Origin of the sequence: Arthrobacter horti (assembly GCF_030731045.1) — a bacterium.
Lineage (GTDB): Bacteria > Actinomycetota > Actinomycetes > Actinomycetales > Micrococcaceae > Arthrobacter_E > Arthrobacter_E nanjingensis.
Genome location: NZ_JAVALS010000006.1, coordinates 157502 through 174907, shown reverse-complemented (window position 1 = coordinate 174907; position 17406 = coordinate 157502). Strand labels below are relative to the sequence as shown.

The window sequence follows — 17406 nt, the reverse complement described above, 5'->3', positions numbered from 1 at the left end:
CCCTCGCCCACCCCGTCCGGGCCCGCTCGCCCGTTCACCAGCCGCCCCGTGCGGCAGAGCCGGAGCACCTGTATGCGTACCCGATTGCACGCCCGATACGTCCTGGGGCATCACGAGGGCGACCACGTCATCCACCGGGACGCCTCGGTGGTCTACGAGGATGACCGCATCGTCCACGTGGGCCCGTCCTATGACGGCCAGGTCGATGAGTCCATCGACCTGGGGAACTCCTTCATCGTCCCCGGCCTCATCGACCTGGACGCCGTGGCGGACCTGGACCACATCATCCTGGACTGCTGGGGCGACCCGGAGCTGCGCAAGGGCCACCAGTGGTCGGAGGATTACTTCACCAACCGCCGCCAGGACGTCTTCACCCAGGAGGAACGCCGGCTAATCCGCAAGTTCGCCATGGCGGAACTCATCCTGCACGGCGTCACCACGGCCATGCCGATCGCCTCCGAGGTGCACAGCTCCTGGGCGGAGACCTACCAGGACTTCGTCGACATGAGCGAGGAGGCCCTGGAACTCGGCCTGCGCGTCTACCTCGGCCCCAGCTACCGCGGCGGCGTTCACGTCACCCGCCAGGACGGCACCCCGGACGTCATGTGGTCCGCCGCCGAAGGGGAGGAGGGCCTGGACGGCGCCCGCCGCTTCGCCGAGCACGCCGCCGGGCTGCCCGATCTGATCCAGCCCGTCTTCGCGCCCTGCCGCATCGAGACCATGACGCGGGAGCTCCTGGAGAAGACCCACGAGCTGGCCACCGCCCTGGACGTCCGCGTGCGGCTGCACTGCATGCAGAGCATGCGGGAGCTGCAGCTCATCGATGCCGCCCACGGCATGACGCCCATGGATCTCCTGGAGGAGATCGGCATGATGAACGAGCGTCTCCTGGTGCCCCATGCCAAGTACATGAGCCTGGAGTCGGCCGGCCGCCCCACGGACGACGAACTCCGCCGCTTCGCCTCCTCCGGGGCCTCCGTGGTGCACACCCCGCTCACCGAGGCCCGGCTGGGCTACGTCATCGACAGCTTCGACCGCTATGTGGACGCCGGTGTCCCCATGGCCTTCGGCTCCGACTGTTTCCCCCCGGACCTGATCCGCGGCATGGAGCTCTCCAGCAACCTGGCCAAGATCATGGAATCCAGCTTCGACGCCGGTTCCCCCGCCGATCTGCTCCGCTCGGCGACCACGGGCGGCGCCGACGCCCTCGGCCGCCCCGATCTCGGCCGCCTGCAGCCGGGAGCCCAGGCGGACCTGACGGTGTTCTCCTTCGACCACCCCGCCGTCGGGCTCATCGAGGACCCCGTCCGCACCCTCCTCATGCACGCCACCGCGCGCGACGTCACCATGACCGTCGTCGCCGGCCGCACGGTGATGCGCGACGGCGTGATCCCCGGCCTGGATCTGGACGCTCTGCGCCGCGAGGCGCAGGAGCTCTTCGACCGCATGAAGAGCCGCTATCCCGAGCGCGACGTCCACGGACGCGACGTCGACACCCTCTTCCCTCCCACGTTCCCATCAGCCCCTCTTTCTTAGGAGTCACGGTGCCCAAGTTCCTCAAGACCGCCACGGTCCTCGCACTCTCCCTCAGTACCATGGCCGCCATGAGCGCCTGCTCCGGCGGATCCCAGAACGCCGGCGGCTCCGCGGATGCCTCCAAGACGTCCTTGGTGGTGGCGTACTTCGGCCAGCTCGACACGCTGGACCCGGTGGCCACCCGCACCCAGACCGGGTACGTCATCCAGAACATGTACGACACGCTGGTGGCCTATGACGACACCAACAAGCTCAGCGGCCAGCTCGCGGAGACCTACACCGTGGCGCCGGACGCCAAGTCCATCACCTTCACCCTGCGCAAGGGGGTCAAGTTCCACGACGGCTCCCCGCTGACCTCGGAGGACGTGAAGTACTCGATCGAGCGTTACCGCGCTGTGGGCAGCGGTGTGGCCGGCTACCTCGGCTCCTACAAGTCGGTGGACATCAAGGACGACAGCACCTTCACGGTCAACCTCACCAAGCCGGACGCCATCTTCCTCGACTGGCTCTCCCTCGTTTACATCGTCTCTGAGAAGACGGTCAAGCCCAACGAGGCCGCGGACCACGCCCAGGCCTGGCTGCAGAGCCACGACGCCGGCACCGGCCCCTTCTCCCTGGACAAGAAGCAGACCTCCGGGGACATCGTCCTCAAGCGCTTCCCGGACTACTGGCAGTTCGACGCCAAGCGCGCCGGCGGCATCACCTTCAAGCGCATCGACCAGAGCGCCACGGAGAAGCAGTCCCTCCTGGACGGCAGCATCGACGTCGCCTTCGGCCTCAACGCGGCCGATGCGGACGCCCTCAAGGGCACCAAGGTCAAGGTGGACAGCCTGACCGCGCCGAGCTCCGATTACATCTACCTGAACTACCAGAACGGCCCCACCGCCGACCCCCGGGTCCGCGAGGCACTGCAGCTGGCCTTCGACTACAAGGGCGCCCTGCAGAACATCCGCAAGGGCCACGGCCAGGTCTCCAAGGGCCTGCTGCCCAACACCCTGCCGTGCATGCCCGACGGCGGCGAGCACCAGCAGGACCTGGCCAAGGCCAAGCAGCTCATGTCGGAGGCCGGCGTCACCAAGCTGACGCTGAACTTCCAGCCCGTGGTGCCCCTGGACCAGGACATCGCCACCCTCATGCAATCGAACCTGCGTGAGATCGGCGTCCAGCTGGATCTGGTTCCCATCGGCTTCCCGGACTACCTGGCCAAGCTGAGCGATCCCAAGACGGTCCCGCAGATGATGCTCGCCCTGGAAGGCGTCCCGATGCCGGAGCCCGGCGCCGCGCTGCTCCAGCAGTACACGACGTCCAAGATCGGCACCACCAACCGCAGCGCCTACAGCAACCCGACGGTGGACACCACGCTGGACCAGGCCTCCAAGACCGCGGACGCCACGGCACGCTGCGCCCTCTACACGAAGGCCGAGACGCAGATCCTCCAGGACCGTCCCGTGCTCAACCTGCTGACCGTGGACGCGATCGTCGGCTACCGTGACGGCCTCACCGGCGTCCGCCTCAACCCGGACGCCCGCCCGATCCGTGTCGCCGATCTGCGCGTCGGATAACGGCTGAGCGCCATGTGGATCGTACGCCTGGTGTCGCGGCGGGTCGCGTTGGGTGTCATCACCCTGATCGCGCTGGCCGCCGCCGTCTTCTTCATCAGCACCCTCGTACCCGGCGACCCGGCACGCGTGGCGGCCGGGGAGAACGCGACGGCGGACCAGATCGCCGCGGCCAGGGAGAACCTGGGGCTGGACAAGCCCGTCATCATCCAATTCTTCCTGTACCTGGGGCGTCTGCTCCACGGTGACCTGGGCATGTCGATCTCCACGCACTCGCCGGTGACGGAAGGGCTGTTCGACGCCCTGCCCACCACCTTCGAGCTGGTCCTGATGTCCATCATCCTCATGCTGGTGGTGGCCCTGCCCGCCGCGACGATCGCAGCATTGCGTCGCGGCGGTGCGGGGGACCAGGCCCTGAGGACCAGTGCGGTCTTCACGGCCGGCATCCCCACGTTCTGGCTGGCCCTGCTGGTCCAGTTCTTCATCGGCGGGAAACTGCAGATCCTGCCGCTCTCCGGAGCGGTGTCCCGGCAGTACAGCGTGGACCGGGTGACCGGATTCATGCTGATCGACGCCACGATCTCCGGCGGCGCCGAGGCAGGCTGGGACGCGTTCCTGCACCTGCTCATGCCATCCGCCGTCCTGGCGGTCCTGTTCGGGGCGCAGCTGTTCCGCGCCCTCCGCACGGAGATCATCCGGGTCCTGGCCCGGGAGCACATCGCGGTGGCGCGCTCCAAGGGCGTGCCACCCCTGACCCTGGTCATGCACCACGTGCTGCCGAACTCCATCGGCCCGGCCATCACCATCCTGGGCGTCCAGTTCGGCATGATGGTCGGCTCCGCGGTCCTGGTGGAATCGATCTTCGCCCTCCCGGGCCTGGGCTCCTATCTGACCAACGCCGTGGGCTCCGCTGATGTGAACGCCCTCCTGGGCGCGGTCCTGGTGACCGGCCTGGTGGTGGTGACGGCCAGCCTGGTGGTGGACCTGCTGCAAGCCGTCCGCGATCCGCGCGTGCGGGCCGCTCAGAATGGAGGAGGACGATGACCCAGACCCTGCCGACGTCCGCGCCCACGGTCTCCCGCTGGCGGCGGCCGCTCACGGCGCTGGCCCAGATCCGGGGCATGGACCGGGTGGTGGCCATCGTGGCCGTCTGCCTGGTGATCCTGGCCGTGATCGGCCCGTACATCACCCCGCATGACATCCTGGACGCCAATATCGCCCAGGCCTCCAAAGCCCCGGACGCCTCCCACTGGATGGGCACCGACGAACAGGGCCGGGACGTGTTCTCCCGGGTCCTGGCCGGTGCGCGGTACAGCATCCTGGGGTCCATCGGCGTCGTGATCGGCTTCTCCCTCATCGGCGTCCTGGTGGCGGCCATCGCCACCGTCGGCGGACCCGTGGTGGACGAGGTCCTCATGCGCATCACGGACGCCGGCCTGGCCGTGCCGTCCATGGTGCTCAGCCTGGCCCTGTCCGCCGCCATGGGCCCCAGCCTCAACTCGGCCATGATCGCCATGATCGTGACCGGCTGGCCGTACACGGCACGGCTGCTGCGGACCATCATGCGGGAGACCATGGTGCTCCCGTTCGTGGAGGGCGCCCTGATCATGGGCGTCACCCGTCGGCGCCTCATGATCAAACACGTCATCCCGAACTCGCTGGACGTCCTGATCGTCAAGTGGGCCGGGGACATCGGCAACACCATCCTGGTCCTGGGGGCGCTCTCCTTCCTGGGCGTCGGCGCCCAGCCGCCGAGCGCCGAATGGGGGGCCATGATCGCCTCCTCCCAGGCCTACATGTCCACCGCCTGGTGGGCGGCCTTCGCCCCCGGCATGGCGATCACCATCACGGCCGTCACCTTCGGCCTGCTGGGTGAATCCCTGCAGGTGCGGCTCAACCCTGAAGTGAGCGGTCAGTTCACGCGAGTGGGAGGAAAGTCATGACGCCGGACCCCGGCACCCCCGGCCAGACGGCACCCGGACAGCCGGCCCAGGCTGCGCCCGCGCTGGACGTCGCCGGCCTCTGCGTCGACGTCGACACTCCCGCGGGCCGCATCCGCCTGCTCGACGATGTCTCCCTCACCGTCCGCCCCGGCGAGCGCCTCGCGGTGGTCGGCGAGTCGGGGTCCGGCAAGTCGGTCATGGCGCGTTCCATCCTGCGGCTCGGCGACACGTACCGCACCACGGGCAGCATCAAGGTGGCCGGCACGGAGGTGACCCGCCTGAGCGAGCGGCAGATGTCCCGCCTGCGTGGCTCCACGGTGGCGATGGTGTTCCAGGACCCGCTCGGTGCCCTGAACCCGCTGCAGACCATCGGCGAGCAGGTCGCGGAGCCGCTCCGCGTCCGGGGGACCGGCCGCCAGGAGGCGGAACGCGCGGCGGCGGCCATCCTGGAAGAGCTGGGCGTCGCCAGGGCGGCCGAGCGGATGAAGGCCTACCCGCACGAGTTCTCCGGCGGCATGCGCCAGAGGGTGGTGCTGGCCATGGCTCTGATCGCGGAGCCTCAACTCCTGATCGCGGACGAGCCCACCACGGCCCTGGACGTCCGCGTGCAGGAGCAGGTCATCGACCTCCTCCACGAGGTGTCCACCGAGCGGAACCTCGCCGTCATCCTCATCACCCACGACCTGGGCATCGTGGCGGGCTTCGCGGACCGCGTCGCCGTCATGTACGCCGGCCGCAAGATCCAGGACGACGACGCCGGGCGGCTCTTCCGGGAGCCCGCCCATCCGTACGCGAGGGGCCTGATCGAGGCGGTCCCGCGGATCGATCACCGCATCGAGCACCTGGTGGGCATCCCCGGCGTGCCGCCGCACCCGGGCGCACGCCCCAGCGGCTGCGCCTACCACCCCCGCTGCCCGTTCCGCATGGACATCTGCGAGGTGGAGGTGCCCGCGGAGCGCCCGCTGCCGTCCGGCGGCACCGTGGCCTGTCACCTGTTCGCCCTGGAAGGGAACGCGTCATGAGCAGCATTCTGGAGGTCAGGTCCCTCTCCAAGTCCTTCGGCCGCGGCCGCCGCCGCTCCCAGGCCCTGGACGATGTGAGCTTCACCGTGGAGCCCGGCACCATTACGGGCCTGGTGGGCGAGTCCGGTTCCGGCAAGACCACCATCATCCGCTGCATCATGGGCCTGGAGAGCGCGGACTCCGGCGAGATCCTCTTCGAGGGCGAGTCCCTGGCGAAGTCCGGCTTCAACCACCGCAGGCGCCTGGCCAAGGACGTCCAGCTCGTGTTCCAGGACCCCACCGCGAGCCTGAACCCGCGCATGAGGGTGGAGGACATCATCTGTGAGGGGATGATCGTCCACGAGCTCTACGGCGACGCCGCCCGGCGGCGTGAGGAGGCCGGGCGCCTCCTCGAGATGGTCGGCCTGGCCGAGCGCGATCTGCCGCGCTACCCGGCGTCGTTCTCCGGCGGCCAGCGGCAGCGCATCGCCATCGCCCGCGCCCTGGCGGTGCAGCCGAAGCTGCTGGTCTGCGACGAACCCGTGTCCGCCCTGGACGTCTCCGTCCAGGCGCAGGTCCTCGGTCTCCTGGTGGACATGCAGCGTGATCTGAATCTGTCCCTGCTGTTCGTGGCCCACAATCTGGCCGTGGTCAAGCAGGTGTGTTCGGTGGTCCACGTCCTGAACCGCGGTCGCATCGTGGAGTCCGGGGACGCCGGCACCGTGCTGTCCCAACCGGCGGACCCGTACACGCAGTCGCTGCTGGAGGCGGTCCCGGTCCCGGACCCGGAGGTGGCCAAGGAGCGCCTCGCGGTCCGGCTCGCCGCCCGTGCGGCCCGGCGAGCGGCCGCGGAAGGGACGACGGCGTGAGCGCGGCTCAGGAGGCCGGCTCACCGGAGCAGCGGCATCCGCTGCTCTCGCTGGACACGGCGGCCCTGTCCCGCCGGCGCAGCGTCAAATGGCGCGCCTACCCGCCGGACGTCCTGCCGCTCTGGGTGGCTGAGATGGACGCCGCACCGCCGGCGTGCGTGCTGGACGAGCTGCGCGCCGTCGTCGACGCCGGTGACCTGGGGTACGCCTGGTCCGAACCGTACGAGCAGGCCGTGGCCGCGTACGCGGCGGACGTCTGGGGCGTGCCCGTGGCCCGCGAGCAGGTCAGGACCTTCGCCAATGTGGTGGCCGGCCTGACCGAGATCCTCCGTGGCGGGGTCCAGGGCGAGGTCATGATGAGCACCCCGGTGTACGGCCCGCTCGCACAGTCCGCCGTGGAGGCCGGGCGCACGGTGCGGCCCGTCCCGCTCGGTGCGGACTGGCGCCTGGACCTCACGGCGATCGAGGACGCGTTCGCGGACGCCACCGCGCGCTCGGCGGGTTGCGTGTACGTCCTGTGCAACCCCCACAACCCAACCGGCGTGGCCCACACCCGCGCGGAGCTCGAAGCGCTCGCGGCCCTCGCCGCACGGTTCGGGGTGCAGGTCATCTCGGATGAGGTGCACAGCCCCATGGCGCTCGCCGGGGCGACGCACGTGCCGTATCTGGAGGTAGCGGCTGGCTCGGACGCCGTCATCCTGTTCTCCGCCTCCAAGGCCTGGAACCTGGCCGGGGCCAAGATCGCCGCGGCGATCGCCGCCACGGGCGGCGTGAGCACCTTGGAGCGGCTGCCGCTCTCCCTGTCCCGCGGGGCCAGCCAGCTGGGCGTCCTGGCCCAGGTGAGCGCCCTGAACGACGGGCGCGAGTGGCTGCTGGGGCTCCGGGAGGACCTGTCCGTCGCCCGGGACCGTCTCCTGGAGGCCGTGGCCACACACCTTCCCGAGGCGCGGATCGTCCGGCCGGAGGCGTCCTTCCTGGCGTGGATCGACTGCCGCCCACTGGGCCTCGGCCCGGACCCGGCCGCGCACTTCCTGGAACACGCCCGCGTGGCCCTGAGCGGCGGACTCGAATTCGTCGCCGGGGGAGAGGGCTTCGTGCGCCTCAACTTCGGAACCCACCCCGATCTGGTGGAGGAGGCGGTCCGGCGGATGGCCGGCTCCCTCAGCTGAACCCGCTGCACGCCGCTCTCGGCGGCACGACCTGAAAGGACTCACCATGCGACTTGGAAGCGACGCCGTGAAGCTGCCCGGAGCCGGGCGCCTCACCCCCGTGGAGCAGCTCCAGCAGGCCTCGGAGAGAGGCCTGCACGGCCTCTACTTCCGCTCCACCCTCCACCTGAGCCCCACCCTGGACCCGGGGTACCTGCGGGAGATCCGTGACTGCGCGGATGATCTGGGGCTGTACCTCGAGTCCGGCCTGGGCAAGACGAACCCGTACGCCCTGGCCGAGAGCCCGGAGCTCCGTGCCCTCGGCGACGGCGACACCTTGCTCGGCTTCCGGAAGATCATCGAGGCGTGCTCCCGGATCGGCGTGTACGAGCTGTGGTCCGCCACCGGCGGGATCAAGAACTTCCCCGGCTATCACATGTACGACCGCTTCCGGACGGACGTGCCGTGGGACGAGCAGCTGGAAGGCATCGAGCGCCTCCTCAAGCGCCTGGCTCCCATCGCCCGGGACAATGGCGTGCACATCAACCTGGAGACGCACGAGGAGATCACCTCCTTCGAGCTGGTGCACCTCATCGAAGAGGTGGGCCCCGACGTCGTCGGCATCACCTACGACACCGCCAACCCGCTGCAGCGCGGCGAGGTCCCGGAGGAGACGGCGCGCCGCGTGGCCCCGTACGTCCGCCAGACCCACATCAAGGACGCCGTCCTGATCCGTGCGCATGACGGCTTCAAGTACCAGTCCCGGCCCAACGGCCAGGGCGTGGTGGACCTGAACCCGATCATCCCGCTGCTCGCCGAGCACAACCCGGACCTCAACCTCTCCCTGGAGGTCGCCTTCGTCCGTGCCGAGGGCGTGACGTTCCCCGACCTCGCCAGCCAGGACGTCCGCAGCCGACTGGAGCTCAACGACCCCGTCTGGCGCGCGGGCCACCCGGACCTCAGCGATGAGGAACTGGCGGAGTTCGTCCGCCTGGGCAACGCGTTCAGCGACCGCGTCGATGCGGGCGAGGTCCCCGGTTTCGACGAGTTCGACCGGCGCGTCTGGGGCGAGAAGGAATGCTGGGAATGGGTGTCCGACTCCCACGCTTACGTCCTGGACGTGTGCCGCCGCCATGGCATCGCCCTGGAGGGCCCGGAGGAGGCCAAGGCGCGGCTGGCGGCGGCGCGTGGCTGAGCACTCCGTCACTGAGCCGGACCCCGTGGGCGGGCGGGCGCCCGGCACAGAGCGGCGGCCCATGCGGCTGCTGCTGGTCAACTGCAACACCTCCACGGCCACGAGTGAGCGGATCCGCGCCGTCGCGCAGTCCGTGGCGGCGTCCTCCACCACGGTGGAGGTGGCCACGCCCGAGTTCGGTGCGGAGCGCGTGGTCGGCTTCTACGACAGCTTCATCAGCGCCGCCGCCAGCCTGCAGGTGATGGCGCGCTGGCGCGGACGGTGCGACGGCGTGGTCATGGTGGGTTTCGGCGAGCACGGCCGCGAGGGCGCCCGGCAGCTCATGGACGTGCCGGTGGTGGACATCACCGAGGCCGGCATGATGGCCGCCTGCCTGCTGGGGAGCGAGGTGGGCATCCTGGCCACCTCGGACCTGGTGGTGGGCCCCGTACGGGAGAGCGTGGCGGCCATGGGCCTGTCCTCGCGCCTGCGGGGCATCCACGTGGCCGTGGGGGCGGACCCTGCGGATCCTGCGACGTTCGTGCCGGCCGCGCAGGCCCTGCTCGCCGGCGGTGCGGACGTGATCGTCCTGGCCGGCGCCGGCCTGCTGGGTGTGCAGGAGCACCTGTCACGTGAGTGCGGCGTCCCCGTGGTGGATCCACTGACGACGGCGGTCACCTGGTGCGAATCGCTCGCGCACCTCTCGCTCACCACGAGCAAACACCGGGACTTCCGCTGGGAGCCCGGCAAGGCCGCAAGCCTCGGCTGACGCCCGTTCCACCGGTGCCGTCTCGTCAGCACCGTTCCGTCGACGCAGGAGGTCCCGCCCCTTGGGGCGGGACCTCCTGCGTTCCAGGCCCGTCCGCGGGTCGGTGGCGGCCTCCGGAGCCATGAGCTTCCTGGTATACCTTCTCTGAAAGAATGCTGAGCGAGGTCTCGAAGAAATGCTTCAGATTCCGGAGAAAATCGGATATTCCCGCTCATTCCCAGTGGCCGGCGGAGACTCTCAGGACCCCGGATCCGGCTCCAGGAGGCGCAGGTCCTCGGGGGTGTCCACGTCCCGCCCGTCGCCCCAGGCCCCGCAGTCGACCAGTGCCACCAGGCCTGCGTGGGTCTGCAGGAAGCGGCGGGCGCCCTCGTCCCCGGAGGCGGAAGCGGCCACCCGGGCCAGCAGTGAGGCATCGAACAGGACGGGGTGCCCGCGGCGCAGTGCGCCGTCAGGATCCGGATAGGCGGCCGCGGTGACCTGTCCGGGCCGGTGAGCGCCCAGAACGGCCCGTACGGCCTCCACGGCCAGCGCAGGCTGGTCCACCAGCGCCACCAGGGCGTTCTCGCCTGCGGGGACGGCTCCGAGGCCTGCGCGGAGCGACGTTCCCATGCCCTCCTCCCATGCCGGATTGACCACCACGGTGCAGCCGTCCAACGACGCTTCGCGCCGCACGCGCTCCGCCTGGGCGCCGAGCACGACGACGACGCGTGAGCAGCCGCCGTCGTGCAATACCGCGGCGAGATGCTCCACGAGGGCCGTCCCGCGCCGCTTCAGCAGCGCCTTGGGGCCTAGGCCGAGGCGGGTTCCGGCGCCGGCGGCGAGAAGGACGGCGGTGGTGCGCGAGGTGTCGTTCATGGGGCCACTCTAGGCGTGGCTGGGCGGGGGAGAAGGCGTCCCCGATGGGCTGGAATCGTATACAGAAACATGGCTGCGAGGCGTGGATGTCGCTGAGAGGCCCGTCGCAACCGCCCCCTAGAGGGGCTATTCGGTATCCCAAGAGCTTGGGATCCCGTAACAATCGCCCCGGGACCGCGTGTGCGGCGAGACTCGGAAGTGGTGTGATGGAGGTCTCAGGCCCTGCGATCCGGGAGTTTCTGCCTTCCTTGGAATACCAAGCCATAAGGAATGGAAAAAATTCATCCCACAATTTCCACTTCTTCTCTTGCAGAAGAATGTGACGAAGCTTACATTTATTTCATCCCCACCCCCCGGGGCTTCACCCAAGACAGATTGGCTCTGAACCATGAACCACACAGACGCTGCAGTGCCGAAGGCGAGTTCGGCACGGCGGAAGACGGAAGCCGCGCTGCCGCGGCCCACTGTCTCCCCAGCACTGGTCGCCAGAAATGGCATCGAATCCCCCCGCACCGGCAACCCCCAGGATGGCGTCCAATGACCACTCAGAGCAGCGCCACCGCAATGCTGGAGCGCTACACGGCCCGGATTCCCGATTCCGTCCTCCAGGCCCGCGTTGCCCGGATCCGCGCAGCACTCCTCGAGCAGGGCATCGACGCCCTGGTGGCCTTCGCCAGCCCCCGGATGCTGGGCTCCCGCACCCGCACCGCCGGCTACGTCCAGTACCTGGCCGGCTACGCCGCCAAGCCGACCCCGTCCACCGTGGTGCTCACCGCTTCCGGCCCGGCCGCGATCCTCACCTTCGGGGCTCACGAGACCCGCGAGTTCGGTGTCCGCGCCGGCTGGTTCGGTGAGGTCATCCAGACCGGCGAACAGCGGCTCCACCCCGCCGCCGCTGCCAAGTTCCTGGCCCAGGCCGGCATCGCCGCAGGCTCCCGGATCGGTCTGGTCGGCACCGAGGAACTGACCCACGCGGCCTTCGCCGGTGTGGAGCAGGAACTCGGTGGCTTCGAGACCGTGGCCGCGGAGGACGTCCTCGACCGTCTGCGTCTGACCCGCACCCCGGAGGAGGTCGAGATGTTCCGCATCTCCGCCCGTATCTCCGACGCCATGGTCGCAGCGGCCTTCGCCGAATCGACCCGGCCCGGCGCCTCGGGCCCGTCGATCGTGGCGGAGATCGAACACACCGGGCGTCTCCTCGGCGCGGACCTGGCCAATTGCTGGCTGTCCGTCGGTGAGGAGCCCCCCACCACGTACTTCGAGTTCATGGAACTGCCCGCCGAGGTCACCGACCGTGACCGTGTGCAGATGGGCACCACCACGTCCTACGAAGGCTACTTCGGCCAGTGCCTCAGGATGGGAGTCCGGGGAACCCCGAGCGCAGAGCTCGTCAAGTACTCCGAGATCCTCCTGAACATCCAGGACGCGGCCCTTGCGGCCATGCGTCCCGGCGAGCCCCTGCACCGCGTCATCGATGTCATCGAGGACATGTACGCCGAGCACGCCCCCTTCACCCGGGAGACGGATCCCTTCCGTTTCCAGAGCTGCCACGGGCTCGGCCTCAGCTATGTCGAGCCCGGCATGGCCCGGGACCTCAACCCTCTCAGGGACAAGTCCCTCGACTCTGACGGTGTTCTGATCGAACCCGGCATGGTCATCGAAGTCCACCCCAACTTCACCGTTCCCGGACTGGGCTGCATCGTCGCAGGCGACATGGCTCTCGTCACGGCGGACGGCGCCGAATGGATCACCGAGTCTCCACGCGGGATCTGGCAGCTCTGATCTCCTCGCCCCGCCCGGCGCCGCAGGCGCCGTCCCATCCCGCCTGCTGCGCCCACGCTCAGCGGCCCACCCGCTGACCGCACAGCACTCCAAAGGAAACTTGATCCGCCCAGCGGCCCTTGACCCAAGGTTCCGTCCGCCCGGCGACACCGGAAACAGCGCAGGCGCTGTCCGTCCCCCCGAAACACCTCTTCACTGACAGGACTCCAGGAGCCCCCCATGTCTTTCAACATCCGTCACTTCCGGCCCACCACGCGTGCGGCCATCCTGACCGTTCCGCTTGTCGCCTCGATGCTGACCGCTTGCACCGCCGGTGGCGCGGGCGGCGGTGGCGGCAACGCCAGCGGCGGCTCGAACGCGATCGTCGTGGCCTTCAAGCACGAGTTCAACACCATGGACCCGCTGCGCGCCGACTACGCACAGACGAACATGGTGGACAACATCGTCTACGAACCCCTCATCAAGTTCGATGCCCAGAACAAGATGGTCGGCGCGCTGGCCACCGAGTTCAAGGTGGCCCCGGATGCCAAGTCCATCGCTTTCACCCTGCGTGACGGCGTCACCTTCCACGACGGCACCACCATGACCGCCAAGGACGTCAAGTTCAGCCTGGACCGCTACGTCCGACTGGGCCAGGGCATCGCCTCCCAGCTCCAGGGCTACGACTCCACCACCGTGGTGGATGACAAGCACGTGGTGATCAATCTGAAGGCCCCCAACGCCTTCTTCATCAACGGCCTCGCCAACGTTTACGTCATGGAGGCCGACCTGGTCACCAAGAACGCCGGCAAGGATGACGGCCAGGGCTGGCTGCAGTCCCACGAAGCCGGCACCGGCCCATTCGTCGGCACCGGCACCTCCACCGCGGACGGCACCGCCGTCACCCGGTACGACAAGTACTGGGGTTTCGACGACAAGCGGCCCACGCAGATGACCTTCCGCCGCATCGATGAGAGCGCCACCGAGCGTGACGAGCTCAAGGCCGGCAACGTCGACATCGCCCTGGGCATCTCCGCGATCGACGCCGCCGCCATCAAGGGCCAGCCGGGCGTGGACGTCGCCTTCCTCAAGACCTCCGGTCTGACCCAGGTGTTCTTCAACACGTCCACGGGAGCCACTGCGGATCCCAAGATCCGTCAGGGCCTCAAGCTCGCCTTCGACTACGCCGGCGGCTACGCCAAGATCGAGAACGGCAACGGATCGATCGCCTCCGGCGTCATCTCCGACTCGTTCACCTGCCGTCCTGACGGGTCCGCCCCCTCGGCCCAGGACACCGCCCAGGCCAAGCAGCTGCTCGCCGGCCTCGGCAACCAGACCCTGGAGCTCCGCTACCAGTCCGTGGATTCCGTCCAGACCCAGCTGGCCACGCTCTTCCAGTCCAACCTCAAGGACCTGGGAGTCAACGTCAACCTGGTGCCCATCGCTTTCCCGGACTACCTGAAGACGCTCTCCAGCCCGTCCACCATCCCGTCGATGATGCTGCTGAACGACTACATCATGAGCCCGGACCCCGGTGCCGCCCTGGACAAGCTGTACAACTCCAAGAGCATCGGCATCACCAACAAGGGTGCCTACACCAACCCGAAGGTCGACTCCCTCCTGGCCCAGGCCCGCACTCAGCCCGATGAAGCCAAGCGCTGCGATCTGTACAAGCAGGTCGAGAGCGACGTCGCCGCCGACTCCGTGACCGCGAACATGTACCAGGTGTCCTTCCCGGTCGGGTACCGCAAGGACCTGAAGGGCATCACCTTCGACTGGGCTGCCACTCCGATGTCCTTCTTCAACGTCCGGGTGGGCTGATCGTCATGGCCAACAACCCGAAGCAGCAGACAGCCGTCTTCCTCCTGAGAAAATTCGCCACCTCGGTGGTGACGCTGGTCGGCCTGACCGCGTTCGTGTTCTTCATGGTCAAGCTCATCCCGGGTGACGAGGCCCGTGTGGCCGCCGGTGAGAACGCCACCCCCGAACAGGTGGAGGCCATCCGTAAGAGCCTCGGCTTCGACCAGCCGCTCCCCGTGCAGTTCGTGACCTTCATCGGGCGCCTCCTGCACGGTGACCTGGGAACGTCGATCTCCACCCACATGTCCGTGGCCCAGGGCATCCAGCAGGTGCTGCCCCAGACCATCGAGCTCGTGGTCCTCGCCGTGATCATCGTGATCACGGTGGTCACCCCGCTGGCCACGCTGGCCGCACTGCACCGTGACGGCCGCACCGACTACACCATCAAGATCCTCGTGGTCATCAGCGCCGGTCTGCCGACCTTCTGGCTCGCCCTGCTCCTGCAGTACGGCCTCGGCACCAAGGCGGAGATCTTCCCCATCTCAGGACGTCTCTCCCGCGGCATCAGCGTCCCCAACCGGACCGGTTCCGTGGTCCTGGACTCCCTCCTGGCCGGCAACCCCATGGCCGCCTGGGACGGCTTCCAGCACCTCATTCTCCCGGCCATCGTCCTGGCGCTCCCCTTTGGAGCTCAGCTCTTCAGGATGCTCCGTGCCGAGCTGGTGCAGGTCCTGGCCCGTGAACACCTCACGGTGGCCCGTGCCAAGGGCATCCCGCAGCGCCAGCTCGTCACGCAGCACGTCCTGCCGAACTCCATCGGCCCTTCGATCACCCTGGTCGGTATCCAGTTCGGAGCCATGGTCGGTGCCGCGGTCCTCGTGGAGTCGGTGTTCGGTCTGGTGGGAATCGGTTCCTACCTCACCAACGCCGTGGCCCAGAAAGACACCTTCGCAGTCCTCGGCGGCGTGCTGGTGATCGGCGTCCTGGTGGTCGCCTCCAACTTCGTCGTCGACGTCCTGCAATTGATCCGAGACCCGCGCCTCCGCGCCGGGCAGCTGGGCTAGGAGCCTGAATCCCATGGCTACAACTCTCACCAAGTTCTCCCCGGAACGCCGCAACTGGCTCCGTTCCATCAGCGGGATCCCGGGAACGCAGATCGTCATCCCCATCGTGGTGGTGCTTCTGCTGATCCTGGCCCTCGTCGGGCCCCTCATCGCTCCCGAGTCCCAGGTCTACCGCTCGGACATCCTGAGCGCACTGGCACCGCCCAGCTCCCAGCACTGGCTGGGCACCGACGAACAGGGCCGTGACGTCTTCTGGCGCATCATCGCAGGCGCCCAGGCCTCGCTGCTCTCGGCGGTCGCCATCGTCACCGGTTTCTCCATCGTGGGCATCCTGGTGGCCACCATCGCCACCCTCGGCGGCAAGTGGGTCGACGAAGTCGTCATGCGCGTCGTGGACGCAGCACTGGCCTTCCCCCCGATCATCTTCGCCCTCGGTGTGGCAGCGGCCCTCGGCCCGAGCCTCAACTCGGCCATCATCGCCATGATCCTCACCGGCTGGCCCGTCACGGCACGCGTGCTCCGCGGCGTCATGCGCGAGACCATGAGCCAGGCCTACGTCGAGAACGCCCGCGTGCTGGGCGTCTCCCGGACCCGCCTCATGCTTCGTCACGTCCTGCCGAACTCCATGGACGTCCTCCTGGTCAAGTGGGCCGGTGACATCGGCAACACCATCCTGATCCTCGGCGGCCTCTCCTTCGTGGGTGTCGGTGCTCAGCCGCCGAGCGCCGAATGGGGCGCCATGGTCACCAGCGCCAAGGGCATCATCGCCACCGCTCCGTGGGCCGCTTTCGCCCCCGGCGTCGCCATCGCCATCACGGCAGTCGCGTTCGGTCTCCTGGGCGACATCCTCCAGGTCCGCTTCAACCCCGCACTTCGTAAGCGCTGAGGTCAGCCACCATGAACACAACACTCATCCACAGTCCGAAGCAGGAGACCACCGTGTCCCGTCCCGACGCAACCACCCTGCTGTCCGTCCGCAACCTCACCATCGAAGCCGGCAGCAAGAACAGCCCGCTTCGCCTGGTGGACCGTTTCAGCCTGGACATGTCCCCGGGCGACCGGGTCGCCCTGGTGGGCGAATCCGGCTCCGGCAAGTCCGTCACGGCCCGCAGCATCATGCGCCTGGACCCGGACTTCCGGCTCACCGGCAGTATCGACTTCGACGGCCAGGATCTGCTCAAGCTCAGCGAGAAGCAGATGGTCGGAATCCGCGGCCACAAGATCGGCATGGTCTTCCAGGACCCCATGGGCGCGCTCAACCCGCTCATGACCATCGGTGACCAGGTGATGGAACCGCTCCGCGTCGCAGGCGTCGACCGGGCGGAGGCGGAACGCCGTGCCAAGTCCGTCCTGGAGGAGCTGGGCGTCGCGAACGCCGCGGTCCGCATGAAGGCCTACCCGCACGAGTTCTCCGGCGGTATGCGCCAGCGCGTCGTGCTCGCCATGGCCCTCATCTCCGATCCGTCCCTCATCATCGCGGACGAGCCGACCACCGCCCTGGACGTCCGCGTCCAGGAACAGGTGCTCACCCTGATGGACAAGGTGTCCAAGGAACGCGGCCTGGCCGTCCTCCTGATCACCCACGACCTCGGCACGGTGGCCGGCTTCACGGACCGCGTGGCGGTCATGTACTCCGGCCGCAAGGTGGACGAGGCGTCCGTGGACACCTTGTTCAACAACCCGGCCCACCCGTACACCCAGGGCCTGCTGCAGGCCGTGCCCCGCATCGATCAGACGGTTCCCCGTCTGCTCACCATCGCCGGCGCCCCGCCGCACCCGGGCAACCGCCCCACCGGCTGCGCCTTCAACCCGCGCTGCTCCCAGGCCTTCGACCTGTGCCGGGAACAGATCCCCGAGCTGCGGCCCGCCCCCGAGGGCGGCATGGTCGCCTGCCACCTCTACCCCGCCGCCGGAAAGGAGCAGTGAC

The 17406-nt window shown here is 68.7% G+C and carries 15 protein-coding genes; 14 read left to right on the top strand and 1 reads right to left on the bottom strand.

What is annotated here, in order from left to right; genetic code table 11:
* Positions 1 to 72: 72 nt before the first annotated feature.
* Genes Q9R02_RS10775 through Q9R02_RS10735 form a run of 9 tightly spaced genes read left to right on the top strand, consistent with a single transcriptional unit; the run spans position 73 to position 9999 of the window.
* A complete protein-coding gene (locus Q9R02_RS10775) occupies positions 73 to 1536 on the top strand; it encodes a chlorohydrolase family protein (RefSeq protein ID WP_305996689.1) in 1464 nt (487 codons plus the stop codon).
* Between the two features lie 8 nt (positions 1537 to 1544).
* The gene (locus Q9R02_RS10770) at positions 1545 to 3098 is read left to right on the top strand and encodes an ABC transporter substrate-binding protein (RefSeq protein ID WP_305996688.1); all 1554 of its coding nucleotides are present in this window, start codon (positions 1545 to 1547) and stop codon (positions 3096 to 3098) included.
* Between the two features lie 12 nt (positions 3099 to 3110).
* Positions 3111 to 4139, top strand: coding sequence for an ABC transporter permease (locus Q9R02_RS10765; RefSeq protein WP_305996687.1), 1029 nt, complete (start codon positions 3111 to 3113; stop codon positions 4137 to 4139).
* Positions 4136 to 5038, top strand: coding sequence for an ABC transporter permease (locus Q9R02_RS10760; protein ID WP_305996686.1), 903 nt, complete (start codon positions 4136 to 4138; stop codon positions 5036 to 5038). Before Q9R02_RS10765 ends, Q9R02_RS10760 begins: the two co-directional genes overlap by 4 nt.
* Positions 5035 to 6060, top strand: a complete 1026-nt coding sequence (locus Q9R02_RS10755) for an ABC transporter ATP-binding protein (protein WP_305996685.1) — start codon at positions 5035 to 5037, stop codon at positions 6058 to 6060. The genes Q9R02_RS10760 and Q9R02_RS10755 overlap by 4 nt, the downstream gene beginning before the upstream one ends.
* Positions 6057 to 6908: an ATP-binding cassette domain-containing protein gene (locus Q9R02_RS10750; RefSeq protein ID WP_305996684.1), complete on the top strand. Its 852-nt coding sequence runs from the start codon at positions 6057 to 6059 to the stop codon at positions 6906 to 6908. The genes Q9R02_RS10755 and Q9R02_RS10750 overlap by 4 nt, the downstream gene beginning before the upstream one ends.
* Positions 6905 to 8077 carry an aminotransferase class I/II-fold pyridoxal phosphate-dependent enzyme gene (locus tag Q9R02_RS10745; protein ID WP_305996683.1) on the top strand — a complete coding sequence of 391 codons (1173 nt, stop codon included), beginning with the start codon at positions 6905 to 6907 and terminating at the stop codon, positions 8075 to 8077. Before Q9R02_RS10750 ends, Q9R02_RS10745 begins: the two co-directional genes overlap by 4 nt.
* A gap of 46 nt (positions 8078 to 8123) precedes the next feature.
* Positions 8124 to 9251 carry a sugar phosphate isomerase/epimerase family protein gene (locus Q9R02_RS10740; protein ID WP_305996682.1) on the top strand — a complete coding sequence of 376 codons (1128 nt, stop codon included), beginning with the start codon at positions 8124 to 8126 and terminating at the stop codon, positions 9249 to 9251.
* Complete coding sequence (locus Q9R02_RS10735) at positions 9244 to 9999, top strand: aspartate/glutamate racemase family protein (RefSeq protein WP_305996681.1); 756 nt, start codon at positions 9244 to 9246, stop codon at positions 9997 to 9999. The genes Q9R02_RS10740 and Q9R02_RS10735 overlap by 8 nt, the downstream gene beginning before the upstream one ends.
* Positions 10000 to 10236: 237 nt before the next feature.
* Here Q9R02_RS10735 and Q9R02_RS10730 read toward each other — a convergent pair whose 3' ends face one another.
* Positions 10237 to 10854 carry a nucleotidyltransferase family protein gene (locus Q9R02_RS10730; protein ID WP_305996680.1) on the bottom strand — a complete coding sequence of 206 codons (618 nt, stop codon included), beginning with the start codon at positions 10852 to 10854 and terminating at the stop codon, positions 10237 to 10239.
* 537 nt (positions 10855 to 11391) lie between these two features.
* Between Q9R02_RS10730 and Q9R02_RS10725 the strand changes: the two genes are divergently transcribed.
* The 5 genes from Q9R02_RS10725 (at position 11392) to Q9R02_RS10705 (ending at position 17405) form a co-directional block, all read left to right on the top strand.
* On the top strand, positions 11392 to 12636 hold the full coding sequence (locus tag Q9R02_RS10725; RefSeq protein ID WP_305996679.1) for a M24 family metallopeptidase: 1245 nt from the start codon (positions 11392 to 11394) through the stop codon (positions 12634 to 12636).
* 219 nt (positions 12637 to 12855) lie between these two features.
* Positions 12856 to 14436, top strand: a complete 1581-nt coding sequence (locus Q9R02_RS10720) for an ABC transporter substrate-binding protein (RefSeq protein WP_305996678.1) — start codon at positions 12856 to 12858, stop codon at positions 14434 to 14436.
* A 5-nt stretch (positions 14437 to 14441) separates the two neighbouring features.
* Positions 14442 to 15479: an ABC transporter permease gene (locus Q9R02_RS10715; RefSeq protein ID WP_305996677.1), complete on the top strand. Its 1038-nt coding sequence runs from the start codon at positions 14442 to 14444 to the stop codon at positions 15477 to 15479.
* Positions 15480 to 15492: 13 nt separating this feature from the next.
* The gene (locus tag Q9R02_RS10710; protein ID WP_305996676.1) at positions 15493 to 16365 is read left to right on the top strand and encodes an ABC transporter permease; all 873 of its coding nucleotides are present in this window, start codon (positions 15493 to 15495) and stop codon (positions 16363 to 16365) included.
* Between the two features lie 11 nt (positions 16366 to 16376).
* Positions 16377 to 17405, top strand: a complete 1029-nt coding sequence (locus Q9R02_RS10705) for an ABC transporter ATP-binding protein (protein WP_305996674.1) — start codon at positions 16377 to 16379, stop codon at positions 17403 to 17405.
* The last annotated feature ends 1 nt before the right edge of the window (position 17406 follow it).